General features: G+C 54.5%; 25 protein-coding genes and 1 tRNA gene. 16 read left to right on the top strand and 10 right to left on the bottom strand.

The features are described from left to right. Positions 1-106: 106 nt before the first annotated feature. Positions 107-568: a tyrosine-type recombinase/integrase gene (locus tag AC1XYH_RS04750; RefSeq protein WP_483326304.1), complete on the top strand. Its 462-nt coding sequence runs from the start codon at positions 107-109 to the stop codon at positions 566-568. A 230-nt stretch (positions 569-798) separates the two neighbouring features. Here the strand turns inward: AC1XYH_RS04750 and AC1XYH_RS04745 are convergent, their stop codons facing one another. Then, complete coding sequence (locus tag AC1XYH_RS04745) at positions 799-1,551, bottom strand: DeoR/GlpR family DNA-binding transcription regulator (protein ID WP_483325514.1); 753 nt, start codon at positions 1,549-1,551, stop codon at positions 799-801. Positions 1,552-1,745: 194 nt separating this feature from the next. Here AC1XYH_RS04745 and AC1XYH_RS04740 point away from each other — a divergent pair, with 194 nt between their 5' ends. Then, the gene (locus tag AC1XYH_RS04740) at positions 1,746-2,744 is read left to right on the top strand and encodes a phosphotransferase enzyme family protein (RefSeq protein ID WP_483325513.1); all 999 of its coding nucleotides are present in this window, start codon (positions 1,746-1,748) and stop codon (positions 2,742-2,744) included. Next, positions 2,741-4,072, top strand: a complete 1,332-nt coding sequence (locus tag AC1XYH_RS04735; protein ID WP_483325512.1) for an aspartate aminotransferase family protein — start codon at positions 2,741-2,743, stop codon at positions 4,070-4,072. The genes AC1XYH_RS04740 and AC1XYH_RS04735 overlap by 4 nt, the downstream gene beginning before the upstream one ends. A gap of 34 nt (positions 4,073-4,106) precedes the next feature. Here AC1XYH_RS04735 and fabG read toward each other — a convergent pair whose 3' ends face one another. Then, positions 4,107-4,871, bottom strand: coding sequence for a 3-oxoacyl-ACP reductase FabG (gene fabG / locus AC1XYH_RS04730; RefSeq protein WP_483325511.1), 765 nt, complete (start codon positions 4,869-4,871; stop codon positions 4,107-4,109). A gap of 229 nt (positions 4,872-5,100) precedes the next feature. On the opposite strand from fabG, the gene AC1XYH_RS04725 reads away from it, so the two are divergent. Genes AC1XYH_RS04725 through AC1XYH_RS04710 form a run of 4 tightly spaced genes read left to right on the top strand, consistent with a single transcriptional unit; the run spans position 5,101 to position 9,057 of the window. Beyond that, a complete protein-coding gene (locus AC1XYH_RS04725; RefSeq protein ID WP_483325510.1) occupies positions 5,101-6,249 on the top strand; it encodes an ABC transporter substrate-binding protein in 1,149 nt (382 codons plus the stop codon). 27 nt (positions 6,250-6,276) lie between these two features. Next, positions 6,277-7,374, top strand: a complete 1,098-nt coding sequence (locus AC1XYH_RS04720) for an ABC transporter ATP-binding protein (RefSeq protein WP_483325509.1) — start codon at positions 6,277-6,279, stop codon at positions 7,372-7,374. Positions 7,375-7,376: 2 nt separating this feature from the next. Next, a complete protein-coding gene (locus tag AC1XYH_RS04715) occupies positions 7,377-8,240 on the top strand; it encodes an ABC transporter permease (RefSeq protein WP_483325508.1) in 864 nt (287 codons plus the stop codon). A gap of 1 nt (position 8,241) precedes the next feature. Continuing rightward, positions 8,242-9,057, top strand: coding sequence for an ABC transporter permease (locus AC1XYH_RS04710; RefSeq protein WP_483325507.1), 816 nt, complete (start codon positions 8,242-8,244; stop codon positions 9,055-9,057). A 402-nt stretch (positions 9,058-9,459) separates the two neighbouring features. Here AC1XYH_RS04710 and AC1XYH_RS04705 read toward each other — a convergent pair whose 3' ends face one another. Continuing rightward, a complete protein-coding gene (locus AC1XYH_RS04705; RefSeq protein WP_483325506.1) occupies positions 9,460-11,271 on the bottom strand; it encodes an AAA family ATPase in 1,812 nt (603 codons plus the stop codon). 293 nt (positions 11,272-11,564) lie between these two features. On the opposite strand from AC1XYH_RS04705, the gene AC1XYH_RS04700 reads away from it, so the two are divergent. Continuing rightward, entirely contained in the window at positions 11,565-11,756 is a 192-nt protein-coding gene (locus tag AC1XYH_RS04700) for an AbrB/MazE/SpoVT family DNA-binding domain-containing protein (protein ID WP_483325505.1), read from the top strand. Between the two features lie 781 nt (positions 11,757-12,537). Continuing rightward, complete coding sequence (locus AC1XYH_RS04695; protein WP_483325504.1) at positions 12,538-12,762, top strand: hypothetical protein; 225 nt, start codon at positions 12,538-12,540, stop codon at positions 12,760-12,762. A 247-nt stretch (positions 12,763-13,009) separates the two neighbouring features. On the opposite strand, the gene AC1XYH_RS04690 is transcribed toward AC1XYH_RS04695, so the two are convergent. The 3 genes from AC1XYH_RS04690 to mobA all read right to left on the bottom strand — a co-directional run bounded on the left by AC1XYH_RS04690 (position 13,010) and on the right by mobA (position 15,140). After that, positions 13,010-14,239 carry a tyrosine-type recombinase/integrase gene (locus tag AC1XYH_RS04690; protein WP_483325503.1) on the bottom strand — a complete coding sequence of 410 codons (1,230 nt, stop codon included), beginning with the start codon at positions 14,237-14,239 and terminating at the stop codon, positions 13,010-13,012. A 169-nt stretch (positions 14,240-14,408) separates the two neighbouring features. Then, positions 14,409-14,485 (bottom strand) — tRNA-Pro (locus tag AC1XYH_RS04685). Between the two features lie 76 nt (positions 14,486-14,561). Further along, positions 14,562-15,140 carry a molybdenum cofactor guanylyltransferase MobA gene (gene mobA, locus AC1XYH_RS04680; RefSeq protein WP_483325502.1) on the bottom strand — a complete coding sequence of 193 codons (579 nt, stop codon included), beginning with the start codon at positions 15,138-15,140 and terminating at the stop codon, positions 14,562-14,564. 120 nt (positions 15,141-15,260) lie between these two features. On the opposite strand from mobA, the gene moaB reads away from it, so the two are divergent. The 4 genes from moaB (at position 15,261) to rloA3 (ending at position 19,448) form a co-directional block, all read left to right on the top strand. Further along, entirely contained in the window at positions 15,261-15,797 is a 537-nt protein-coding gene (moaB, locus tag AC1XYH_RS04675; protein ID WP_483325501.1) for a molybdenum cofactor biosynthesis protein B, read from the top strand. Beyond that, positions 15,794-17,002, top strand: a complete 1,209-nt coding sequence (locus AC1XYH_RS04670; RefSeq protein WP_483325500.1) for a molybdopterin molybdotransferase MoeA — start codon at positions 15,794-15,796, stop codon at positions 17,000-17,002. Before moaB ends, AC1XYH_RS04670 begins: the two co-directional genes overlap by 4 nt. A gap of 129 nt (positions 17,003-17,131) precedes the next feature. Further along, complete coding sequence (locus AC1XYH_RS04665) at positions 17,132-18,748, top strand: Vgb family protein (RefSeq protein WP_483325499.1); 1,617 nt, start codon at positions 17,132-17,134, stop codon at positions 18,746-18,748. 151 nt (positions 18,749-18,899) lie between these two features. After that, positions 18,900-19,448, top strand: coding sequence for a retropepsin-like aspartic peptidase RloA3 (gene rloA3, locus AC1XYH_RS04660; protein ID WP_483325498.1), 549 nt, complete (start codon positions 18,900-18,902; stop codon positions 19,446-19,448). A gap of 23 nt (positions 19,449-19,471) precedes the next feature. Here the strand turns inward: rloA3 and AC1XYH_RS04655 are convergent, their stop codons facing one another. Next, positions 19,472-20,902 carry an aminotransferase-like domain-containing protein gene (locus AC1XYH_RS04655; RefSeq protein ID WP_483325497.1) on the bottom strand — a complete coding sequence of 477 codons (1,431 nt, stop codon included), beginning with the start codon at positions 20,900-20,902 and terminating at the stop codon, positions 19,472-19,474. Between the two features lie 163 nt (positions 20,903-21,065). On the opposite strand from AC1XYH_RS04655, the gene AC1XYH_RS04650 reads away from it, so the two are divergent. The 3 genes from AC1XYH_RS04650 (at position 21,066) to AC1XYH_RS04640 (ending at position 22,607) form a co-directional block, all read left to right on the top strand. Then, positions 21,066-21,305: a DUF1127 domain-containing protein gene (locus AC1XYH_RS04650; protein ID WP_483325496.1), complete on the top strand. Its 240-nt coding sequence runs from the start codon at positions 21,066-21,068 to the stop codon at positions 21,303-21,305. 148 nt (positions 21,306-21,453) lie between these two features. Continuing rightward, the gene (locus AC1XYH_RS04645) at positions 21,454-22,281 is read left to right on the top strand and encodes an inositol monophosphatase family protein (RefSeq protein ID WP_483325495.1); all 828 of its coding nucleotides are present in this window, start codon (positions 21,454-21,456) and stop codon (positions 22,279-22,281) included. A 20-nt stretch (positions 22,282-22,301) separates the two neighbouring features. After that, entirely contained in the window at positions 22,302-22,607 is a 306-nt protein-coding gene (locus AC1XYH_RS04640; RefSeq protein WP_483325494.1) for a DUF2845 domain-containing protein, read from the top strand. On the opposite strand, the gene AC1XYH_RS04635 is transcribed toward AC1XYH_RS04640, so the two are convergent. The 3 genes from AC1XYH_RS04635 to AC1XYH_RS04625 form a co-directional block, all read right to left on the bottom strand. After that, positions 22,604-23,656 (bottom strand): GGDEF domain-containing protein, encoded by a 1,053-nt coding sequence (locus AC1XYH_RS04635; protein WP_483325493.1) that lies wholly within the window; start codon positions 23,654-23,656, stop codon positions 22,604-22,606. The two genes, AC1XYH_RS04640 and AC1XYH_RS04635, sit on opposite strands and share 4 nt — an antisense overlap. 185 nt (positions 23,657-23,841) lie before the next feature. Beyond that, positions 23,842-24,606: an amino acid ABC transporter ATP-binding protein gene (locus AC1XYH_RS04630; protein WP_483325492.1), complete on the bottom strand. Its 765-nt coding sequence runs from the start codon at positions 24,604-24,606 to the stop codon at positions 23,842-23,844. A gap of 27 nt (positions 24,607-24,633) precedes the next feature. Further along, positions 24,634-25,731 carry an amino acid ABC transporter permease gene (locus AC1XYH_RS04625; RefSeq protein WP_483325491.1) on the bottom strand — a complete coding sequence of 366 codons (1,098 nt, stop codon included), beginning with the start codon at positions 25,729-25,731 and terminating at the stop codon, positions 24,634-24,636.

Genomic DNA, 25,731 nt, shown 5'->3' with positions numbered 1-25,731 from the left:
TCGGTCAGAAAGCGCCGCTTCGGCTCAGAGATATTTGGTCCATTCGAGTGAGGCTCCAAATTGCTGAAAAAACTCGAGATCTAGCTCTTTTCAATTTGGCAATCGACTGCAAATTACGGGCCTGCGATTTAACGAAGCTCCGAGTGAGAGATATAGCCCATGGTTCACAAGTGTCGTCTCGGGCGATTGTGATGCGCAGAAAACTCATCGACCAGTCCAGTTCGAAATCACCGAGCAAACTCGGAAGGCGCTAGAAGCTTGGATAAATAAGGCCCAGTTGCGAAGTGAGGATTTCCTGTTTCCGAGCAGATTGCTCAGTTCAAACCACCTCTCCATCAGACAATACGCTCGCATCGTCAAAGCTTGGGTATTATCCATTGGCCTTGATCCTGCGCTGTACGGTACCCATACGCTGCGGCGCACCAAGGCGTCACGGATCTACCGTAGGACGAAAAACCTCAGGGCCGTTCAGCTTCTACTGGGCCACACGAAGCTGGAAAGCACAGTCCGCTATTTGGGAATAGAAGTGAAAGACGCTCTTGATATGGCAGAGCAGACCGAGGTCTGACCAGCGATAGCGCCGGCTTAAATCAGACCGGCGCTATCGGCCAGAAGCAGTCATTCGCATGTCCTCGTCGGCAGGGAGATGCGCCACCCTAGGCAATAGGCCGTGATATCTAGCCCGGTGGAGTTTGGGCGGAGGAATACGAGTAGTGGCTCTTAACTACGTGCCCATCAGTTCCGGGATAGGCCTCCCGAGAACGTTCAGGATTACCTAGAGCGCATCCGTCTATGCGATTAAAGACGCAATTTACCGGCGCCAATACAGCTAGCCAGCTCGACGGGTGGTGCCTGATCACATACCAGGTAGTCAACCTGCGCCCAAGTGAGGTACTGGCCTGGGTAGATCAAATTAAACTTTGAGTGGTCAGCTGCAATCATCACTTGCTGAGCGCGAGCGGCCATGGCGCTATACACCACGCTGCACTCAATCAACGCTTCGCTTGGCCCTTCCATACCAATGCCGCTGGCGCCCAGGATGGTCCAGTCAACGTTAAAGTTGCGAATAAAATCCAGGCATTGGGCTCCGACCATGGCCCCTTCGCTGCCCTGATACTCACCGGGTAGCACAATCACCTTGATGCGTGGGTTGTGGGCAAACACCGTGGCCACGCCAAAGGAATGGGTCAGCACTGTGAGGTCTTTAAGCTCAGCCGCCATGCGCCGAGCAATATGCACCGTGGTCGAACCCGAGCCTACAAACAGGGTTTTGGCCCCTTTAAGTTCAGCCACTGCGCGGGCAGCGATCTGCTCGCGTTCATGCACGTACAACAAATGCCGCTCACTGAACACGGGTTCAGCCGGCGCGGCCTTCACCGCACCGCCGTAAGTGCGGTTGAGCAAGCCGGCGCGCGTTAGCTCATCCAGATCACGACGGATGGTCTCGGCAGCTACACCGTGCAGGCGCGCCAGATCAGCAATACGCAGGCTCGGGCTGCTGACGAGTTCAGCCAGAATCTTGGCATGACGCGCACTTTTGGCTTTGGACATAACAGCTCCTTGGGATAGAGGCCTGAGTCTACACGATGTAACAAACGCAACAAAAGCCAAAAACTTTTGGTCGACTTACCACAAGTCTACCTCCATAAATGTAGCATTTCATTCAAAAACACAGTAATAGGCATAGTTGTTGCAGTGTAAATGTTGAACTTTCAACATAAAACCCATCAGAGGGGCAAAGTAAGATGTACGAGCCTGAATTTCTGCAACGCTTGCAACAGGCGCTGCAACTAGCCTTACCCGCCTGGGACATGCCCAGCGATGCAGCACTCAAGCTATTGTCGATCTCCGAAAATGCCACCTATCTGGTTGAAGACACCACCACAGGCGCCCGCTTGGTGATGCGCATGCAACGCCCCGAGTACCACACCGATGCCGAGATTCAATCGGAACTGGCCTGGGTTGGCGCGCTGCATGAGTCCGGTTTAGTGCATACCGCAGAGCCACTGCGCACTAATACCGGGCAATGGATCCACAAGATTGAAGATGGCGAGATCACCCACCGCATCACCGCTTTCAGCTTTATCCAAGGCCAGGAACCTTCTCTGGAAGGTGAATTAGGCCATTGGTACCGGATGCTGGGGGCGACCAACGCACGCCTACACCAGCACAGTCGCCAATGGAAGGCGCCTGCCGGGTTTGTACGTAAACACTGGAATTTCGACACGTTGATCGGCCCCCAAGCCCACTGGGGCGACTGGCGTGAAGCACAAGGCCTAACAGCCGCCGACATCAGCCTCTTGGAGCAGGTACAAACGCGCCTTAAGTCCCTGTGCCAGGCCTACGGCGAGGCACCAAACCGTTTTGGTCTGGTGCATTGTGACATGCGCCTAGCCAACCTGCTGGTAGAAGGTGAAAACCTAGCAGTGGTGGATTTTGATGACTGCGGCTTTAGCTGGTACCTCTACGACTTTGCCGCCTGTATCAGCTTTATTGAGCTAGACCCGCGAGTGCCACAACTGCTTGAATCCTGGCTGGAGGGCTATCGCAGCGTCAGTCCGGTGGCCGATGAGGATGTGGGAATGGTTAACAATTTCATCATGCTGCGTCGTATGCAGCTCACCGCCTGGATAGCAAGCCACGCCGAAACCCCCATGGCGCAAAGCATGGGTGAAACCTATGTACGCGGTACCGTAACCATGGGGCAGAACTTTCTTGCACGTTCTCAGGAGCGCGACGCATGAGCGATGCCAAACAGATTCTGCAGTTGAACCGCTTTGACGCCGCCGGCGCGAACCTGGACGCGCGCACCCAAAGCCTGGTTGAAAGCCGTTTTAAGTCCTTTGGCCAATCTTCGGTATTGTTCTACCAGCAGCCCTTGGAAATTATTCGCGCCCAAGGTACTCAAATGTTTGATAAAAACGGGCGCGGCTATCTGGATGTATACAACAACGTGCCCTGCGTCGGACACTGCCATCCGGCCGTGGTCGAGGCGATTGCCGAACAGGCCGCAACTCTGGCTACCAATAGCCGCTATCTATACCAAAACCTTAATGATTACGCCGAGGCGCTGCTGACCACCTACCCCGCAGCGCTTTCAGTCCTGGTACTGACCTGCACCGGCAGTGAGGCCAACGACATTGCCTTGCGCATGGCCTGCCTGCATTCAGGTGGTACGGGCATCGTGGTCACGGAAACTGCCTATCACGGCAACACCAGCGCTGTAATGGCAGTTTCACCCTCGTCCTACAAAAAGGGTACGTCGCTGCCGGCGCACGTGCGCACCATCCGCGCGCCCAGCGCCTACCAGTTGCCCGAAGGCAGTGATGTAGGTGCGGTGTTCGCCGCCGACCTGCAAGCAGCCATTGATGACATGACCGCGCACGGCATCCGCTTTGCCGGCCTGTTGGTCGACACCATCTTCTCAAGTGACGGCGTATTCGCCGCCCCCCTAGGATTTTTAAAACCGGCGCTAGAGGTGGTTCATAACAACGGCGGGCTGTTGATTGCCGATGAAGTACAACCCGGATTTGGGCGGACCGGCCAGGGTCACTGGTGCTTTGGCCTGCACGATATCGTTCCGGACATCGTCACCATGGGCAAACCCATGGGCAATGGCTACCCGATGGCCGGAGTTGTCACAAGGCCCGAGCTACTAGATGGCTTTGTCCGAGAAACTGGTTACTTCAATACCTTTGGTGCTAACCCGGTGGCGGCCGCCGCCGGCCATGCTGTACTTAAAGTGCTAGAGCAGGAACAACTGATCGCCAACGCCCAGCGCGTGGGTGACTATCTGCGCACTGGCCTGGCAGCACTCGGCGAGCGTGATGCCCGTATCGGTGAGGTGCGGGGTGCCGGGCTATTTATTGGTCTTGAATTTTCAGGCCCCAACAAAAAACCTGATGCAGCACTTGCCACTTGGATCATCAATGCTATGAAGGATGAGGGCATCCTCATCGGCGCGGCAGGCGCCTTTGGCAACGTGCTGAAAATCCGCCCGGCACTGTGCTTTACCCAAGACAATGCCGATCAGCTGATCGACACCCTCGCACGCCTGCTTGCGCGCATCTAGACCGAACAGGGCGGATTACTCCGCCCTTGCCCGCTTAAGCAAGCGCAGCCGCTGACTCGGGCAATATCTGCCCACCATCCACAATCAAGCCTTGGCCTGTGATAAATGAGGCTTCAAGGCTTGCGAAAAAAAGCGCCGCATTGGCGATATCTGCCACCTCTCCCAGCACGCCAGTCGGAATGGAAGCAGCCATTTCCGCCTGGTAATCAGCACCCATACCTTCAAGTCCTTCAGTACGGATATTACCAGGCATCACCGCGTTGACCGTAATGCCATCTCGCGCCACTTCAAGCGCGGCGGTGCGCATAAAGCCAAGTTGCGCCGCCTTGCTGGCCGCGTAATGGCTCCAACCGGGAAAGCCAGTCACAGGCCCGGTAATGGAGCTGGTGAGGACAATGCGCCCAAAGTGGCGCGCTTTCATGTACGGCAGCACCGCTTGAGTGCACAAAAAGGTCGAACGCATGTTGGTATTCATCACGTGATCAAACTGTTCGACCGTCATCTCAGCCAGCGGCGAAGACGGGAAAATCCCAGCATTGGCCGCCAGAATATCAATCTGTCCGTAGCGTTCGATGGCCACCTGCACCATTGCCTGACAGGCCGCCGCATCACTCACATCAGCAGCAAAGCCTGTGGCCCCTGCACCAATCTGCGCAGCCACCCGATCCCCGTCGGCTTGCGCGCGCGACACCACCAATACCTGGATGCCCGCCTCAGCAAAGCGTTTGGAGATCCCTAAGCCGATGCCACGCGTTGCGCCAGTAACGATGGCAACCTGACCTTGTAGTGACTTAAACATTCTATACACCCTCACTGTGATTAATGTTGCAAATGCAGCAATTTTCAGACCAACACAAAAATGTGCACGATAATTGCTACAAACCAAATAAGCATGGAATTAGAGGGGTTTTTACGTTGCCGAAGCGCTCAATCCACCCGGTTGAGCACCTTATCAATAATGTTGAAATCACCTCATTGCTCTATGTCGCCAAAACCACATTTCAGTCGCCATCATGGCAGGAGTCACAATGAAAAACGTATCCAGGCGGGACATGTTGAAAATCATGGGCATCAGTGCCGGCGCATTGGCTGCCAATGCTGTACTGGGCTCAATGCCGGCCTTTGCAAGCAACCGCAGCAAAGAGCTGAACATTCTCTGCTGGGAAGGCTACAACTCAGCCGAAGTGCTGGACCCGTTTCGCGCCATGACCAAGGCCACCATCAAGGCGGAAAGCCTGACCAACGACCCAACCATGATCAACCGTTTGCGCGGCGGTGAAACCAAGGTCTGGGACCTGATTAATGTCAACAACCCCTGGGCACGCAAAATCATGGCCCCAGCCGGTTTGATCAAACCGTTGCCGCGCGCTGAGTTCGAACCCTACTTCGACGCCATGCTGCCGCAGTTCAAATCCCCCTACAAATGGGCCTTGAGCGAAGACGGTAACGATCTTTTAGGCATGGCACAGCGTTTTGGGCCGTTCAACTACGTGGTCAACACCAAAAAAATCAGCCGCGCCACTGCCGAGGATACTGGCTGGGATCTGTTCAATGATCCAACGCTGTCCGGCAAATACGGCATTCAGGAGTCCGATGACTGGAACGTCTTCGATATCTTCCTGATCGCTGGAATCAACCCTTTTGTGGTGCACACCGAGGCCGAAATGGCCAAGTTCGAGCAGACCGCCATCAAGGTGTTCAAGGGCGCGAAGATGGTCAGCGATGTGGCCAGCCTAAACCAAGCCATGGTTTCCGGTGAAATCGACTTCTACATGACCGGAGGTACCTACACCGCATCGCCAGCACGCGCCGACGGATTCAGCGAAATCCGCGGCATCACTCCTTTGCGCGGGCCGGTCAACGGTAAAGGCGGCGTGTCCTGGGTGGAAGTCACCTCGGTGGTCAACAACCCCAATGTCTCGCCGCTGGCTTATGAGTTTCTCAAGTACGTACAGGACCCCAAAGTCGCCCACCGGGTCGCTTTTGCCGAGGGAACCTTCAATCCGGTCAGCCAAATGGGTAATCCGGAGTGCTTCAAGCTATTTAGCAGTGAAGAACTCGACATCCTGCAGTGGGACAGCCTAGATGAGGAAATGGCGCGCTGTGTGGAATACGACATCGTCCCTGAGTACGACCAAGCGCTGGAAATCATCAGCACTGCTAAACGCATGCGCTAAGACATTCTGATTCGGTAGGGCTCGACTATGAACACGCAAACCTTAACCTCGAAAAAAATTCGTCCTCCTGTATTGCAACTTGTGGATGTCCACCGCCAGTTCGGCGAGTTTACCGCTGTATCAGGCATCAGCCTGGACATCCGTGAGGGTGAGTTTCTGACCATTGTCGGCCCATCCGGCTCAGGAAAAACCACCATGTTAAAAATGCTTGCAGGCATGGATGCGCCCACCAGTGGCAACATCACTCTGCGTGGCGAGCTGATCAACCATGTACCGGCACGCCTGCGCCCAACTGCGCTGGTGTTCCAGTCGCTGGCACTGTTCCCGCACAAAACTGTGGGCGAGAACATTGAGTTCCCCCTCAAAGTTAAAAATATGCCGGTGGCGGCGCGTAAAGAGCGCGCCTTGGAACTCTTACGCATGCTGCGCTTACCTGAGAATTACTACGGTAAGAGCGTCATGCAATGCTCAGGCGGCGAGCGTCAGCGGGTGGCGCTGGCCCGTGCCTTTGCTTACGATCCGGACGTTTTGCTTTTCGATGAACCGCTTTCGGCACTCGACTACAAACTCAAAAAAGTGCTGGAAAAAGAGCTCAAAGACCTGCACAAAAGCTCCGGCAAAACCTTTATCTACATCACCCACTCACTCGAAGAAGCAATGGTGATGAGCGACCGCATCGCCGTAATGCGCGGCGGGCGCATCATCCAAGTTGGAACCCCCGAAACCATCTACGCCACCCCGGCCGATGATTTCGTCGCAGAATTCTTCGGTGAAGTTAATAAATTCCCAGTCAAATTCAATCACGGCGCCGGCTGGCACAACACAGAACTCGCGCAAAGCTTAAATATTGATGTGCCAGCAACACTGGCGGATGCCACCAATGCAGTAGTGGTGGTACGTCCTGAATACATGCATTTTGTCGAACCCGGCCAGCACTACGATAACCAGATGCAAGGCACCCTGTTTAATGAGTATTCACTGGGCTCACGCATCCAGTACCAAGTGCGCTGCGCACGCTTAAGCATCTTGATTGAAGTACCACGCACTTGGGGTGGCCACCTTAAAGACGGTGATACCGTGACGGTGGGCTTTAACCGAGCCGACGCACTGGTCGCAGGGGTGTAAACATGAACCTTTCGCTGTTGAAATTACCGGCAGGGCTGCGCTGTGCTACCCCGGTAATGTTGTTTCTGCTGGCAGGATTTGTCGCACCATTGATCATGGTGGTCGGTTACGCCTTCGCCAGCCCCAGAAGTTTTGAGGTATTCAGCTCCTTTACCCTTGCTAACTTTGCTGCAGCCCTTGACCCGTCGGGCACCGTTTGGACCTCATTTGCTTGGTCCATTGGCTTGGCAATGGCTTGCACTGCGATATTGGCCATCATCGCCTACCCCATTGCCTACGGCCTTAACCACACCTTCGGCAAGTGGTCTTCCTTGGTCAGCATCCTTTTTGTGTTTCCGTTGTTTATCTCCGAAAACGTCAGACTGTTCGGCTGGGTACAATTTTTTATCAAAGGCGGGGTGATGGATGGGACGCTAAAAATATTAGGTATCGACTTTAATGCTGATGTGCTTTACAGCCCGGAAATCATTCTATTTGGGATGGTTTACGTGTACCTGCCCTTCATGTTGTTTCCCATGACACTGGGCCTTTCCATGGTGCCGCAGGATTTGGTCGACGCTGCAGCTGATCTAGGTGCCGGCCGCCTTTTGATCTGGCGCGAGGTCCAATTGCCGCTGGCGATGCCAGGCATTCTGATCGGCCTGTTGCTGACCTTTGTGCTCTCAGTGGGCGCTGTTGCAGAGGCGAAAGTTCTCGGTGGCCAGTCAGTGATCACGGTGGTGCACGACATCGAAATCGCCTTTACCTACGCGCAAAACTGGCCCATGGGAGCCGCCCTTGCGCTGATTCTGGTGTTGATTATCGGTAGTTTGACGCTCTGGGCGTTATCGAAAATTGATCTGGACCGCATGCTGGGAGGTCGCTGAAATGATGAGTCAAGCCCAACACCGCAATAACTTTTTCGTGAGTACCTGGGTCGCCTTCGTGCTCGTGGTGATCTACCTGCCGATCCTGTGTAGTGCCTTGGCGAGCGTGTCGAAAAGCCGTTACTTTATATTCCCGGTGCGTAAATATTCAACCGAATGGTGGAGCAAAACCTGGTCGTCGATTGAGGTACACACCCTGGTCGGCAACTCTATTAGCATCGCCGTGTTCGTCACGCTGATCTCGGTAACACTAGCCTTTTTCGGCGCATTAGCCTTTGCCCGCTATGACTGGAAGGGCCGTAAGCTGTACCAAAAACTCTTGCTTCTGCCGATCTTCTTTCCGCAAGCGGTACTGGGTTTGGCGCTTTTGCTGTGGATGAACACCTTAGGGTTGATGCCCAGCTGGAAAACCGCCGTGCTGGCGCATTTGGTGTGGATCGTACCGGTGGTTACCCTCGTCATCGCGATTAAGGTATACAGCTATGACGCAACCCTTGAGGATGCCGCTGCAGATTTAGGCGCCAATCGCTGGCAGATCTTCCGTGAGGTGACCTTGCCGCTATTGTGGCCGGGGATCTGGTCGGGTGGCTTGTTTGCCTTTTTGTTATCTTGGGGGAATTTCCCGTTGTCGCTGTATACAGCAGGCGCCGACTCCACCGTGCCCAAATGGCTTTACTCCAAGATGGTAGCGGGCTACACGCCCATGGTGCCGGCATTGGGTACGATGAACACTCTCGGCGCCATTGCCATGCTGGCGCTGGTTGGTACCCTTGTCCTATCCATACGCCGCCTGCGTCAGCGCCGAACGAGCATCTAAATCCTGTCACAGCTTGTCCCATAGCAACGCAGCCAGCTTAGCTCGGCTGCGGTGCTATGTTTTGGTGTGCTTCAGGATGTTCAGCACATACTCCGACAGCGAAATCGCAATGGGATGGTTGCTCCTATCGAATTGGCCTGTAAGATCCTAGATGACGTCTTCGAGGCCGATGCCAAGCCAATGCATCTGGACTATCCGACATGAGCGCTGTGCAGCATCAAACTGAGCAGCAAAGTGAAACTGATATCTGAGTTACCCCGGTACGAGAAAGGCTAGCATTGGAAACCTTACGCGCAACTAATGGCATCTGTAGACACTAGAAAGCAGCCCATTACAACCGACTATTGCCGTACAACTGTTGAAGCTCGCTAACAACTGTCTTAATTCATTCGCTGCTTTTCGTCAATGACTGCTTTTGGCCACTGCAGCTAGAGTGATGGTCGGCTCACCCGCCTTGGTTGGCTTGCCTGCTATTTCTTCAACGGGGTCGATGTCGGTGATGATGACCGTGGGAATACGAAGTTTTTCCACGAGCGGCTTAAGGCGATGGGCGTGACTACCGCCGATATCCAGGAAGGAAAGGTAGCGGCTGTTGAGCGTTGCGAAATCTCGTTCGATGAAAAGCGGTACCAGCATGCGCTCAGCAACGCCTTCAACGAAAATTGCAGCATTGGCAAACAAAAGGTCAGTATGCTGAACGCGGAAGTACCGCTCTGCGAATTGTCGGGTTTTTTTGTCATCACCGAAAATTTGCCCAAGATTTACCACCTCGGTTGTCGGCATCAGATTTTCTGCGCTTTTCGCTATGCGGCGGACGTATCGTAACCGGTCAAAACTCTCCGCATGCGCGAGATGGCTGGAATGAGTACTGATTATCAACTGGCTCTTAAGCCCTGATGCGTCTTTGTCGTTCGGGCTGATGAGTTTGTGAGCTTTATCTGGAAAGATGCGCTGTACTTGGACATGGAGATGTGCCTCAGGCTCCTCAATCAATACCAGATGAATGGGCGCCGGCGTGCCCTTTTCAGGCTTGAGTCGGGCGGCCCTGAAAGAAACCAGTTGATAGCTGAGCGATTGGAGGTTTTGATATCCGAGCCCGATGGAGTATTCGGGAAGTAGTTCTTCCAGTGAGTCTTTCTGCATGCTGTATTGAACAGCGGTCCCATGGTCGAGCAAATCAGCTGTCTGTATGCGCGTGCGGAAGCGAATCTCCTGGGGATCGTGCAGTCCTGGATATCCGAGCTCTTTAACCTCATCCACCGATGGAGCGATTGCGTCGTGAATTTTCTTGTCCAGCTCCTGCTGAGCCTCAGCGACCGCCTTAATAAGATCTGCGCGATGACCATGACCTGTTGTAGCAACATTTAGATGCTGACGAGCGAACTTGAGAAGCTGATTGGAGAACATACCTACACGGTGGGGACCAGAAGCAGACCGGGAATCAGCTTCCTCACTGCCAAGACCCCGCTGCGCGGCAACGAAGTCAACGCGTATCAGCTTCTGTAGATTTTTCCGCTCAATTGGACTGGAGTCTGTTGGCAGAGTCTGAGTCGCATAGGTCTTCAAGCCTTCCAGAGGGTTGTTATCGGCATCCAGTTTGTAGGCACGGACTTGACCCAACTTGTGCGGCTCACGCAACCAAAAGTCGAGGAGGTCAATGGGCCAGGCAAGCGAATCCGCTCCCATCTCCCTCACCGGCAGTCGCGCCGCGTGATATGCCCACGCCAACTGTTTCAACTCGTCAACGCTTGCAGCAGGCTCCAAACGCAACCGTACTCCAACGGCACCGCCTTTCCAGCTGAATTTAGAGAGAAAAGGGGCGACGTAGTGGTACATGCCAGCTTCCGCTTCGAACCAGAGGTCCAACGTTGGCATAGCCGAGCGGATGATTTCGAGTTGCTCCATCCAATGCTCTTCGGCCCCAGTCGATGTCGATGGGTCTTCCTTTAGCACTTCCCAAGCTTTACCAATCGCTCGTAACCTTGGCCACTGAGAGAGACTGATATCGAAAGCACCGAAGGAATTACCATCTGAAAGAAAGTGGCGTAGCGCTGCGAGAATCGATGTTTTGCCGCTATTGTTGGCTCCGACAAAAATAGTAGTCTTCTTGTCGACATCGACCTGGATCTTACCTAGTCGCCTGAACTGGCAAAGCTCTAAGAATCGAAGTGTGATGTTTCCGGCTACCGGCGTGGTGACAATCGCTTCTTGCATTGTGGTTCCTCTCTATCCATGGGGGGCACGCCAATTCAAGACAGTATATCTAAATATCTGATCGTCAGCTTTTGGCCGTTAGCGGTACGTCAGGAAAAGGACCCCATCTCACTTGCGCCGAGAATAGCTGGCACCTAGCTCCCCCTTGAGATACTCGAAAGCCTCACTTCAGGAGAGCTTTGCTATCTGAGCGATTGACCGTAACACAGCCGTTAGGACGTGGGCGTGCGCGACAGGGAGGCGTCCCCGAGATGAAGCTGCCATACTTTAGCTATATATAGGGGGGGTGTGTTATGGGCGCGTCTGATAGCTGGAGAGTTGTCTGCCAAGATCCTGGGGATGGCAGCGGAGACATTATTGTTGAGCTTCCATCCGAGCTACTTGTAAAGCTTGGTTGGAATTTGGGAGATGAGCTGGCGATTGAAAAGGGCGAGGACGGCATTTCGCTGAAGCTCCAACATCGCTCTGTTAACGCGTCCTCCTAGGAGCGAACCGCTAGCAGCATCCGCTTATGGCTGCTACATGCATTCAAACGCGGGCCACCGTCTTCCAAACGCGGACCGAAAGAACGGCTGCTCCTTAAGCTTGGGATTTCCTCGAAAGCCAGGGAGGATCACTATGTGAGCGCAGGCGTGCAGCAAACCTCTTGGTCTTTTAACCCAGAACTAGACTTACCGCTGTCGCGGTTTCCGGTGCTCTTTAGAAAGCAGAACCAACTTCCGCTACCCGTGCAACAAACCTCTTGCTCACCCCCGGTGCAGATCATTACGGCACTACGTAAGGCGGCAGGACGGGACGACCCTCATCGTGCCCACATATCAGGCGCGATTCGCGGTTCTTCCAAGATAGCAGAGCCACCTGCCGTTACCCGTGCAAGAAACCTCTAGCTCTCCCCCACCAACGCACCTCATCGCTGAGTTACGCTGGTATGGATCCGGGGCACGACCCTGATCATGTCCACATATCGATGGTCTGGAGCGGCCGATTTCAGTGGCTTTACGCCTCGGCCCTGAATTTGTCCACATTTCAGCCGGAACTTGCGACCTTTCCCGGAAAACAGAGCCACCTGCCTTTACCCGTGCAGCAAACCTCTTGATTTTCTCTCGTTCGAGTAATTCACCGCAGAATGCGGTTGCTGAGTCAAGAATCTCCTATAAAAGCGATTCCTGGGAACTCTCTCGTTTACTAAAGCCCCCGCGGTACCTAAGTACTGGCTACACTCGACCTGCTCCAGTGAGCTTTTCCCTGCATCAAACAGGTGATGGCATGAAGAAATTCGAGAAAGTACCAGCAACCTACGAAGAAGCTGAGCACATAAAAGCTGAGAACCGGGCGAAGAAGATTGAGTTGTTAGCCTCGCTGAACAAAGAAGAGTGCGAGGCCTTAGAGGAGCGGTTGCGAGACGTCGTGGTTAGGGATTTTGGCGGATATCGATCACTTGACAGCGACTGGAAGGTTAATATAATCGAGCTAACGCGCCTAAGATCTTGATTTTCAGGGATATTTTAACTGTTGAGTGCGAACCCCCCACTCCACCATATTTTCAGTTTGCGCGGAAAGCGCTGAACGTCGCTAGTAATCAAGCCTCCAGCCAGCTCAACCACTTTCCCGTGGAACGCTCCAACATATTTGGTTCGTGCGGCGTTCCACCATATTATCCGCCCAAGCCATGTCGGAAGCGGGGTAGAACCCGTCTGATAGGCCCAGTCAAAGGCAAATACTCAGAGCTGAGGACGATTCAATCCAACCCTCGCTGATACTCTTCAAAAAGTTGCGCAAGGTGCCGCGAGTACCACTCCATCATGTCTTTGCGTTGATTCAAATAAATCGCTTTGTTGTAAGTCCCACTAGCGCCTTTTTCGACATGATTCAGTTGAGCTTCAACATATTCCTTATTGAAGCCATTTTCACGCAAGCAAGTAGACATGATATGCCTGAATCCATGCCCCACCTGACGACCCTGATAACCCAAGCGGCGGAGCGCCATATTAAACGCCATGTCGCTTAACGGTTTTGTCTGGTTGTGGCGCCCAGGAAAAAGATACTTATAGCCGCCTGAAATTTTGTGAAGCTGGGCCAGCTTCTGCATGACGCCAACAGACAGAGGAACCAACAGTGGACGATTCGATTTACTTCGCGCTGCTGGAATCTCCCATAGCGCTTTATTTAGATCAAATTCATTCCAAGAAGCTTCCCTCAGCTCCGAGGGACGAACTGCCAACTGCATGAGGATGGACAACCCATAGCGAATCTCTGGACTATGCTCATCTTCAGACATTGTCCCAATTTTATAAACCAGTTCAGGCAGCTCATCAGGAGTAACGTGGGGATAATTCGACGCTTTATGCTTAACGAGCTCCTCATCTAACCCCTCGATAGGATTACTCAAAACTCGCCCCGTTATTTTTGCCAAGTTATAGATACCCTTACATGAGCGGCGCACATTCTCCGTCTGATCCAAAATCCCCTTGGCTTGCATACGCTGAAAAAAACGAAACCATTCTAGCGCCGTAATTTCTCGGAAATCTCTACCCCCCATCGACGGAAATACATGCAACTCTAGAGCACCGAGCACTCGTTTCTGGTGACTTTCGCCCCAGCGGTGCTTTCGGGCGTCAAACCAATCCAACGCAAGATTCTTGAAATTTGAGTCTGCAATGTTCTGAAGCGCTGCTTTGGCCTGCTTCTTTTGAAGAATCGGGTCTTTCCCATCGGATATGCTTTTCCGGTGTTTTTCAGCAAGCTCACGCGCCCTAAGGCCACTTACACTGGGGTAAATGCCCAGCCCCAGCCAGCTCCACTTCCCATCGGAGCGCTTATAACGCAATTCCCACGCCTTTTTACCATCCGGCTTGACCTTGAAATATAGCCCTTTACCGTCTTGCTCACGATAAACACTAACCTCAGGCTGCAGATTATTGAGAACCGTGTCAGACAAAGGCCTGCGCTTGATTTCCGCTCGCTTCATGTATGCCAATTTCCGCAGATTACAATTTCGAAACAGCATACACAATGACATACACAATAGGTAGCTATTGAGAGAAACAATGAGAAATGAGAAAAAACGAAAAAACCCGTCAAAAACGGGCTTTTCATGGGGCATATCACATGCAGAGAAACGAGGAGAAACAAGAAACTGGTCGGAGAGACTGGATTCGAACCAGCGACCTTCTCGTCCCGAACGAGACGCGCTACCAGGCTGCGCTACACTCCGTCATTGAACCAAATCTTACCTAATCAACTGTATCGTGCAAGGGAGCTTTGCAGAAACTACCTGTGTTTGTCGGGCTTCACAACTGGGTCCAGTCTTCCAGGCTGTTGGCATTATGCAAGCGCTCGTCGTCTTCCGCCAACGCCAGAAATCCGGATTGCTGCGCCAGCTGCCAGCGCAGAGGACTGCGTTCGCCGCGCCGCCAGGCGGCTTCCATCTGTGGCAGCAAGGCTCGCGGAATAACGCAGAGCAGCGGCTGCCAAGTGTCGCCCGTGCGGAGCATGCAGGGGCGCAGCGGTTGCGTTGCGGCGCAGAGCAAAAGTTCTTGCAGCAGTGCTTGATCCACCTTGGGCATATCGCAAGGCAGTACCAAAAGATGGCTAGTAGTACAGGCGCGCAGCCCAGCCAGGATGCCGGCCAAAGGTCCGGGGAAATCAGGCTGGTCATCCACCACCAGGCGATCAGCCCATGCCGCATACACAGCTTGGTTGCGATTGCAGCTGATCAACAACTCGCCACCGAGACCGCGCAACAGTCGGCTAAGGTGCGCAGCAACCGGCTCGCCGTTGAAAACCATCAACCCCTTGTCACGCCCAGCCAGCCTGCTGCCTTGGCCGCCAGCCAGTATTAAGGAGGAATGGGTAAAGGGATGAGACATAACGCAAAACTCGGGTAAGCAACGGCTGTGTGTTATAACACCCAGCCCATCCCAATAGAAAGTTGACCGCCTAATATAGCCATTGGCGGCGGTCGCTATAGCCGTTTCAAGGAATCCAGCATGGCCAAGCCAGACGCGCCCTTCACCCCGTTATCCATCGCCGTTCTGACCGTCAGCGATACGCGCACAATCGACACCGATACCTCTGGCCAATTGCTGGCCGATAGCCTGAGCGAGGCTGGCCATCAACTTGCCGATCGTCAGCTGCAGCCCGATGACATTTACCATATTCGCGCCGTGGTATCGGCTTGGATTGCGCGGCCAGACGTACAGGTGGTGCTGATCACCGGCGGTACCGGCTTTACTGGCCGTGACAGCACACCAGAAGCCATCACCCCACTGCTCGATAAAATGGTCGATGGTTTTGGTGAGCTATTCCGGCATATATCTTGGCAAGAGATTGGCACTTCTACGCTGCAGTCACGCGCGCTGGCTGGCTTGGCCAACCGCACGCTGATTGTCTGTGTGCCTGGCTCTACTAATGCCTGTCGAACTGCCTGGACGAAGATCTTGCAGGAGCAGCTCGACTCTCGAACGCGGCCCTGCAACTTTGTGCAGCATTTGGGTAGCGTCGAGCAGTGCGGCAACCGCGCATGAGTCTGATGCCTGTTGCTCAAGCGCTGCAACAGCTGCTCGACAGCGCCCGCAGCCAGCCCGCCCAACCGGTTGATGAATTGCCGCTGGAGCAAGCGTTGGGGCATATTCTCGCCGGTCCTGTGGTCGCCGCGCATGATGTACCGCCATGGGATAACAGCGCCATGGACGGTTACGCGTTCAATGCGGCGGACGTACCTAAAGCATTAACGGACGGCTTACCCATCAGCCAACGAATCACCGCCGGCATGGCGCCCGAGCCGTTGCTCGCGGGCAGTTGCGCACGAATTTTTACCGGCGCGCCACTGCCCGCCGGCGCCAATTGCGTGGAAATGCAGGAGAACGTCGAGCTGGCCGAGGGCGGATTGGCGCGCCTGACACAGCCCTTACATGCGGGCCAGAACGTGCGCCCACAAGGTCAGGATGTAAGCGTCGGAAGCCAATTGCTGGCCGCCGGGTTACGGCTGCGCCCGCAGGATCTAGGCGTAATCGCCTCGGTTGGGCTTGCGCGCGTAGCCGTGCGGCGCCCATTGCGGGTGGCCGTGGTATCCACTGGCGATGAGCTGGTAGAACCCGGCGATCAGCTAAAGCCGGGGCAGATATTCAACAGCAATCGCTTCACCTTAATCGGTGCACTACAACGCCTTGGCCAGCAGATTGTCGACGGCGGCATACTGCCAGACGACCCTGAACACACCCGCAGCCGTCTGCGCGCTTTGGCGGATCAAGCTGATGTGATCATCAGCTCCGGCGGCGTTTCAGTGGGCGAAGCCGATTGCCTCGGTCAGGTATTGCGCGAAAATGGTGAAGTTTCACTGTGGAAACTGGCCATCAAACCGGGCAAGCCTTTCACCTTAGGTAGTTTCGCCAATACTCCTGTGCTTGGCCTACCCGGTAACCCGGCGGCGACCCTGGTGACCTTTCTGTTGCTGGTACGCCCTTACCTGCTGACCCGCCTAGGCTGCACGACGGTTGAGCCCACAACATTTTCCCTACCCGCTGGCTTTGATTGGCAACGCCCCGGAAATCGTGATGAGTACCTGCGCGCAGACTTTGTGGATGGGCGCATTCTGCTTGCCGGCAACCAGAGTTCGGGCGTGCTTAGCTCTGCCAGCAAGGCCAATGGGCTGGTTCTGATTCCTGTCGGCAGCACGGTCAACCAAGGTGAGACCCTGAGCTTTCTGCCGTTTACGGGCCTATTTGACTGACCCACACAAATAAACGCGGGCCTGCCCGCGTTTATTCAACGCCATCAACCGCACCTATGCCGCGAGCGTTGAGGTTTAATGCAGCTAGAATCGAGGCACACCTACCAATAACAATAATAGGAATCTCGCATGAAGCCTCCATTCCAGGCTGCCGTTCTTGCCGGCCTTATCAGCCTTTCCAGCATCGCGCTAGCAACCGAATACAACCCTCCTGAAGCGCTGGTCGCACCCTCTTCTTTCAAGGGTGTACATGGCTTGGCGGTCGACAAGCAGGGCCGTTTGCTGGCGGGTAGCGTCGTGGGTAACAGCATCTATCAGGTGGATATCGACAGCGGCGAAACCAGCACCTTTATCGGCCCGGACCAAGGCCAGGCGGATGACATTGCCATTGGCCCCAAAGGTGAAATGGCCTGGACCGGTTTTTATGCCGGCCAGTTGCTGATACGCGACAACGACGACGCGCCCATACGCGTGATTGCGACCGACCTACCCGGCATGAACTCACTCGACTTCAATGATGAGACCGGTCAGCTGTACGCCAGCCAAGTCTTTCTCGGTGACGCACTCTGGGAAATGGACCCCACGGGCAAAGAAGAGCCAAGGTTGATCGCCAAAGACCTGGGCGGCTTCAACGGCTTCGAAGTAGGCTCCGATGGCTGGCTGTATGGACCACTCTGGTTCAAGGGGGAAGTAGTCCGCATTAACCCGGCCGATGGCACCGTCGAAACCGTAGCGACCGGCTTCGGCACCCCCGCTGCGGCTAACTTTGACTCCAAAGGCAATTTGTACGCGGTCGATACCCAAAACGGCCTGCTTAAGCGCATCGACCTGAGCAGCGGCGAAACCACTAATGTGGCCCAGCTCAGCAGCTCGCTCGACAATCTCGCCATCGACAGCCAGGACCGCATATTTGTCTCTAACATGGCAGATAACAGCATCCAGCAAGTTTACCCTGCAACAGGTAAAATCCGCCTGATCACCGGCGGCGAGTTGGCCGTGCCTGCTGGCGTGGCGCTGACCGAGAACGGGAAAACGCTCTATGTCGCAGACGTTTTCGCCTTTCGCAAGGTCGACACAGCCACTGGCAAAGTGACTGATCTGCGCCGCGCCCACGGCTCTGACGTCGAGTATCCAATCAGCGTAGGGCTGGGTAAGGAGCGTTTGCTGCTAACCAGTTTTTCCACCGGAACCCTGCAAATCATCGACCGTAATAACGACAGTACGCTGCAGATGGTGCATGGCTTAAAGGCACCCTCCGGCGCTGTCGAGCTGGATAACGGCGATATAGTTGTAAGCGAAATGGGCAGCGGCAAACTACTGCGTTTGAGCGGCGACAAACTGGATCAACAAAGCGTGCTGGCCGAAGGTTTACAAGGCCCCGTGCAGATGATCCGCGGCCGCGACGGCAGTATTTACCTGACTGAAGTTGCCGGATTTCTAACTCGCGTAGACCCGGCGACCGGAAAATTAGAACGTTTGGTTAGCGACCTACAGTTGCCGGAAGGTTTGAGCGAAACAGCCGACGGAAAATTTGTGGTCGCCGAAGGCGCCACCAAACGGCTGCTGTTAATAGATCCGACCAGCGGCGAAAAAAGCGTGCTTGCCAGCGATCTGCCCATTGGCTTTCCCGCCGGCCCTGGCATGCCACCCACCGGTATTCCCACTGGGGTAGCCGTGGCTGAAAACGGCACCATTTACTTCAGCTCCGACATCGACAATGGCCTTTATCAGCTGACACCTAAATAACCCGTCAATGACCGCCTCCGACACATCAGAGGCGGTCATTGCAACATCCGGTCAAACACGCAGATAAGCTTTTTTGTGAACGTTTTCAGCGAGCATTAGTCCATTTCAACATATCGAGATTAACTAAAAAGCCGCAACAGGAGACGTATTCATGCATTACCTGCTGAGAAAATCCCTCATTCCCGCCCTTGCTATCGCCGCCATCGCCGGCTCTGGGCTGAGCCATGCCGACACACAGGCCAGCAATAGTGCCGCTACTCCACAGTCGCTTGGCTGGCTGGAAGAAGGTGTCATCATGCCTGAAGACCTGACCGTCAAATTCAAGCTGGATTCGGGCGCGCTTACCTCCTCGATGCATGCTGAAGATATTGAGCGCTTTGAGAAGGACGGCGAAGACTGGGTGCGCTTCCGCGTCGAACTGGAAGACATCAACAGCGAAAAAACAGTGGCTTCCACCTTCGAGCGTCCGTTGGTGCGTAACCTCAAAGTACGTGGTGCCGGCGGTTCGGAAGAGCGCCCTGTAGTCAACATGGACGTGTGTATTGCCGGCTCCGCGCTGAACCAGGAATTCTCACTACGCGACCGCAGCAACATGCATTATCCGGTGCTATTAGGCCGTAGCACACTGGATGAACTGGGCATGGTAGATACTTCGCGCACCTATACAACCAAACCCGACTGTTCCAGCAAACAAGCCTGAACAAACCTGCGATACCGAGGCGGCTACGCCCCCGCCTCGGCTGCTGACTCCACCTGCATCAACGCCACCTCGCGACTGACCACCACCAGCGCGTCATACATCTGGGCATTGGCTTGGGTAAAATTGATGCGCAAACAGTCGCGATATTTGCCCGAGGCTGAGAACAACGAGCCCGGCGCAATCTGAATACCCGAAATGCTCAAACGCTCATTCAGGCGCACCGAGTCCAAGCCCTTCACCTCGACCCACAGCAGAAAACCACCTTGCGGGTAACTTACGCCCGTGCCCAGCGGAAATAACGCCTGCACCCAACCCAGCACCACATCCAGATTGCGCTGATACTGACGCACCACACTACGCAGGTGCCGTTCGTAATGCCCTTTGGCAATGAACTCGGCGACGGCTAACTGCGGCAAGGTCGCTGAAGCACCGGTAGAGACGTACTTCATGTGCAAAACCTGATCACGGTAACGACCTGGCGCAATCCAACCTACCCGCAAAGACGGAATCAACGTCTTTGAGAATGAACTACAGAGCAATACGCGGCCATCGGCATCGAATGATTTCAGCGTACGTGGGCGCGGCGCACGGTAGGCCAAATCACCGTAGATATCATCCTCGATGATTGCCACATCAAAACGCTGCGCCAGTGCTACCAGCTCCCGCTTGCGTGCCTCTGGCATAGTGTATCCGAGCGGGTTGTTGTGGGTCGGCGTGATCTGTATGGCTTTAATCGGCCATTGCTCCAGCGCCAACTCCAAAGCTTCAAGACTGATACCTGTCTCTGGGTCGGTAGGAATCTCCATCGCCTTGAGCTGATGCGCCTTGAGAATCTGCATGCTGCCGTAAAAGCTCGGCGAATCCACTGCTACCACATCACCCGGCACCGTCAACGTACGGATGGCAATGGATAAAGCCTCTTGGCAGCCAGTGGTGATAATAATGTCATCTGGGTGCAGCAGGCAGCCTGAACTCGATGCCAGCCGTGCCAACTGCTCACGCAGTTGTGGGCTGCCCGCCAGCGAGTCGTATTTCAATCCAGCGATTGAGGCGCTGCGGTGCATACCCGCGAGTAGCTGGAACAGCGGCTTAAGGGTTTTTGCCTCAACATCCGGGATCCCACGGCCGAGCGAGATAACATGTTCCGCGCCCGGCTCTCCCACCAGGTTCAGCACATGCTCCCACTGCGACACATCCAAGGGTCGTTGGGCTGGGCGGCTCATTGCCGGCAATACGCTAGGAGCCGATCGCGCCAGTACAAAATAGCCCGACTTGGGTCGCGCCTCGATCAAACACTCCGCCTCCAGCCCAGCATAGGCGGTTTGAACGGTAGAAATACTCACCGCAAACTCTGCGCAAAGCTCGCGGATAGACGGTAACCGATCACCTGCGCGGTAAAGGCCATGCTCTATGCGCTGGCGCATGGTTGCCGCCACTTCCTCATAACGTTTCATCACAAAACATACCTACATAAAAATTATCAGTACAGATTTGCTTTTAATACAGCATACAGCTCTGTAAACACCATCACTGTATCTAATTTTTATTTTTTATCTGTATCTGTATTAAAAAAAGGGGAAATTTTATTCTAGCTTCACGATCACCGGAGGCCCGATCATGCCAAGCAAATCACTCATATCCCTTTTCAGCCTTGTGCTGAAGCATCACCGGCAGAGGCGCGACTACCGTCACCTGCTGAAACTCGATGAACACTTGCTAGCCGACGTAGGCCTGAACCGCGAGCAGATTCAGCGCGAGCTGGCGCGACCCTACTGGGCAACGCTGAGACTCAGCCTGCGCTGCAGCCGCAAGCTTTCAGCTAACGAGAGCAGTACGCGCCTGCACGCCTCGCTCTAATCCTGTAAGTGCCCAATCGAGAGCTAAGCGGCGATAGCTCGGCGTCGCGGCATCCTGGCAATACCGCATTTCGCGCGCACTGCAGACTTAAATTCAACGCCGATTTTCAGTACCCTCATGAGTCAAACAGCCACCCATGGATTAGCCAGTGACCCACGCAATCGATATAGATGCGCGCTACGCCCTCGCCAAGCGCGTGGCACAGGAGGCCGCACGTCGTGGTATGGGCTACTACCAGCAACGCGACGATCTTATCGTTGAGCACAAAGACGGTCATCGCCAGGACGTCGTAAGCATGGCTGACCGCGCGCTGGAAGACTATATTCGCGCCGAGTTGCTAGCCGCTTTTCCGGATGACGGCTTTCTAGGTGAGGAAAGCGGCTCCGTCGACTTGGACGCTCGCTGCCTCTGGGTTATAGACCCTATCGATGGCACCGCCTGCTTCGTCAATGGCCTGCACAACTGGTGTGTTTCCATCGGCATGCTACTTGATGGCGTCCCGCACATCGGCGCGATCGCGGATCCCAATCATAATGAGCTCTTCCACGGCGTGCGCGGTCAAGGCGCGTTCGTTAATGATCGACCACTGCGCGCCAGTGAGGCTACTCATGTTCGCGAAGGCTTACTCGGCGTGGGTACCTTCTATGCACGCGGTACTGAGCATTTCATTCCGTTTTTAACGCGTTTGCTTGGCGAGGGCGGCATGTTTTTACGCAATGGTTCTGGCGCACTGATGACCGCGTACGTCGCAGCCGGCAGGTTGCTGGGCTACTATGAAACGCTATTAAAAAGTTGGGATTGCGCCGCAGGACTGGTATTGATCGCAGAGGCTGGCGGTCGCAACAACAACTTTCTGCGCGGCGATGGGCTCTTGCATGGCAACCCTTACCTCGTGGCCTGCCCGGGCGTCTATGATCAGGTCGCCGAGATGATCGGCCCCATGCTTGACGGGGACCAGGTCACACAGCCGCAATAAACTCGCAGGATTAAAGCCCTATGTTAAAAAAAACCAAGAGCACTTTAATCTGCAGCCTACTTCTGTTGATCAGCTGCAATCTCCAGGCAACCATGCGCTGTGGCACTGGTTTAGTCGATGAAGGTGACAGCATAGAGCAAGTATTACAAAAATGCGGCGAGCCGAATCAGCGCGAAAAAACCGGCCAGTATATTGAAGCTGATGGGATTCCCGCCGAAGGTTCGGTTAACGAAGAAGACTGGATTTACGGCCCCGACAATGGCATGTATCGCTACCTGCATTTCATAAACGGCAGGCTGGTACGCCTACGCAGCCAGCGCAACTAGATTAGCGTTACCTCTACCCGATTTCGCCCTGCTGACTTACCTTCATAAAGCGCATGGTCAGCCCGAGCGATGGCGTTGCTCAGCAGCTCTTCTGCACGGTACTGGGTAATGCCAATGGAGATAGTGACGCTGATTCGCTTGCCATCGCTCTCTACCACCAATACTTCAATTGCCTTGCGTATGCGCTCAGCGCTGGCTGCCGCTTGTTCAATATCCGTCCCTGGCAGCACCGCCAGAAACTCCTCACCACCCCAGCGGCCGATAAAGTCCTGTTCACGCATTGAGTCTTTCAGAACCTGACTCACGCCGCCCAAAACACGATCACCAACATCATGCCCATATTGGTCATTGATTTGTTTGAAGTGGTCTACGTCCATCAACATAAACGTCAGATTACTCGGACGGCGATGATGGCGGGCCAGCTCTTTTTCGGTCAGCGCGATGATGTGCCGGCGATTGAACAAACTGGTCAGTGAGTCGGTAGTCGCCATCCGCGCCAGCCGTTTATGCGCGCGGGTTACAGTGTTTACATAGAACAGTGATAGGTAGCTGAACATGCCAAAAACCACCGTCAGATTAAAAACATGTACGGCTAACAGCGCATTAGATGATATAGGTTGCAGTGGCTCGATGTACCACATGAGCACATCTAAACTTACGTAATAGGCCCACATACAGGCAACCAAAATCCAGGCGCTGCGCGCTCGCATGGTGACGAACAACGCAGGTATGAACATCAGCAAAAAATAATGGAAACCGCTTTCCCAGCCCACCAGCACCGTCCCGAGGCCGGCATGCACTAGCACCTCTGTGCGAATCAACATGATCGCTAGCCGGTTACGCCGCTGGGCGAACGCGCGATAAGCGTACACATACATAGCCACGCTGATCACATTGACCCAGGCCAGAATGGGCGAACCAAGAAGAAGGAAAATAAAGAAAAAAGCGACATCAACTGCGCCAGCCAGCTGACAGCAACGCATCGACAGCTGCCAGAACTCTGGCCGAGCGTCGCGCTTGTGTGGGTTATCCTGCTGCATCCCTGGCATCAAACCTGTTACCTCAAGCTCCGGTGAAAACGCCGGATATTGTCTAGGTTGACTGCCTGATAACCGGCAGCTGAGCTGAGTCTGAAGTGTAGTGAATTGTCTGACAATCAGCCAGCTACAACGACTCATCAAACTCGCAAGGGAGGCTCCGCCCCCCAATCTCAGCTTATCGGCAACAACTGCTATTAATGGAGTATTTGGCTAAGAAACAGTTGAGTGCGTTCATTCTCAGGGTTACTGAAGAATTTATTAGGCTCGGCTTCCTCCACGATTTCACCGCGATCCATAAATATCACCCGGTTGGCTACCGTGCGTGCAAAACCCATTTCATGGGTTACGCAGATCATGGTCATGCCATCCTCAGCAAGACCAATCATAGTATCTAACACCTCTTTTACCATCTCCGGATCCAATGCCGAGGTGGGCTCATCAAACAGCATGATCTTCGGCTGCATGCAGAGTGCCCGCGCAATCGCTACTCGTTGCTGCTGACCACCGGACAATTGCCCAGGAAACTTGTGTGCCTGCTCAGGAATCCGTACTCGCTCCAGATAATGCATGGCGATTTCTTCAGCTTCACGCTTCGGCGTCTTGCGCACCCACATCGGCGACAGGGTGCAGTTCTGCAATACCGTCAAATGCGGAAACAGATTGAAATGCTGAAACACCATGCCCACCTCACGACGCACCGCTTCGATGTGCTTGAGGTCATGGGTCAACTCAGTGCCGTCGATGATAATGCGTCCTTGCTGGTGCTCCTCCAACCGATTGAGGCAACGGATGGTGGTCGACTTACCTGAGCCGGAGGGCCCACAGATCACGATACGCTCGCCATGCTGCACACTCATGTTGATGTCTTTCAACACATGGAACTGGCCATACCATTTATGCACCCCATCCATCTGGATAACGCCTTCGGGCAAGGTCGGCTGCATGTTTGCTTCACTCATTGTGTACTCCTATTTTTTAACAGCCTGCTAACGCTTATGGCCAGTATCCAGCTTGCGCTCCAAATGCATGGAGTAGCGGGACATACCGAAACAGAAAATCCAGAACACCAGAGCCGCGAAAACGTAGCCTTCAGTTGCCATGCCCAGCCACGCCGGGTCGGTAGTCGCTTGCTTGATGCTGTTGAGCAGGTCGAACAAGCCGATGATGATGACCAGGCTGGTGTCTTTAAACAGCGCAATAAAGGTATTCACGATGCCGGGAATAACCAGTTTCAGTGCCTGCGGCAAGATCACCAGGCCCATCATGCGCCAGTACCCCAGCCCCATAGCCGAGGCCGCTTCATACTGGCCCTTGGGGATCGCCTGCAGACCGCCGCGCACCACCTCAGCCACATAGGCTGACTGGAACAAAATCACGCCGATCAGCGCGCGCACCAGCTTGTCGAAGTTCATCCCTTCCGGCAGGAACAACGGCAACATTACCGACGACATGAATAGCACCGTGATCAGCGGCACGCCGCGCCAGAATTCGATAAAAGTGACGCAGAGCACGCGAATCGCCGGCATATCCGAGCGTCGCCCAAGTGCCAGCATAATGCCCAATGGCAGTGCACCGGCGATGCCAACCGCAGCGATGACCAGCGTTAGCGTCAGGCCGCCCCATTGACTGGTCTCGACCGTTTCCAACCCCAGAAAACCACCGTGCAGTAACCAGTAGGCCAACAGCGGATACACCACTAGAAAGCCTATACCGTAGCGCGCCTTGCGGGGCATGGCGTCGAGAAACAAAGGCACAGCGCCGACTATCGCCAAAATCACCGTAAGGTCCACCCTCCATCGCAATTCCGACGGGTAAAAACCATACATGAACTGGCCGAAACGCTGTTGGATGAACACCCAACAGGCCCCTTCGCTGGTGCAATCGGCGCGCGTGGTGCCAACCCAGTCGGCGTTGATGAACGCCCAGCTGATCAGCGGCGGCACAATGAGCCACACCAGATACAGCGCGAACAGCGTCAGTAGGCTATTGAACCACCCGGAAAACAGATTCCCGCGCAGCCAGGCGACAGCACCTATGGACTGGTTTGGCGGTGGCATGTCAGGTTTAAACGTATGTGTTTGCAT

This window comes from Pseudomonas sp. GW-45 (assembly GCF_056896675.1).
Note: the sequence above shows the minus strand (reverse complement) of the source record. Positions and strands in the feature narration are given on the sequence as shown.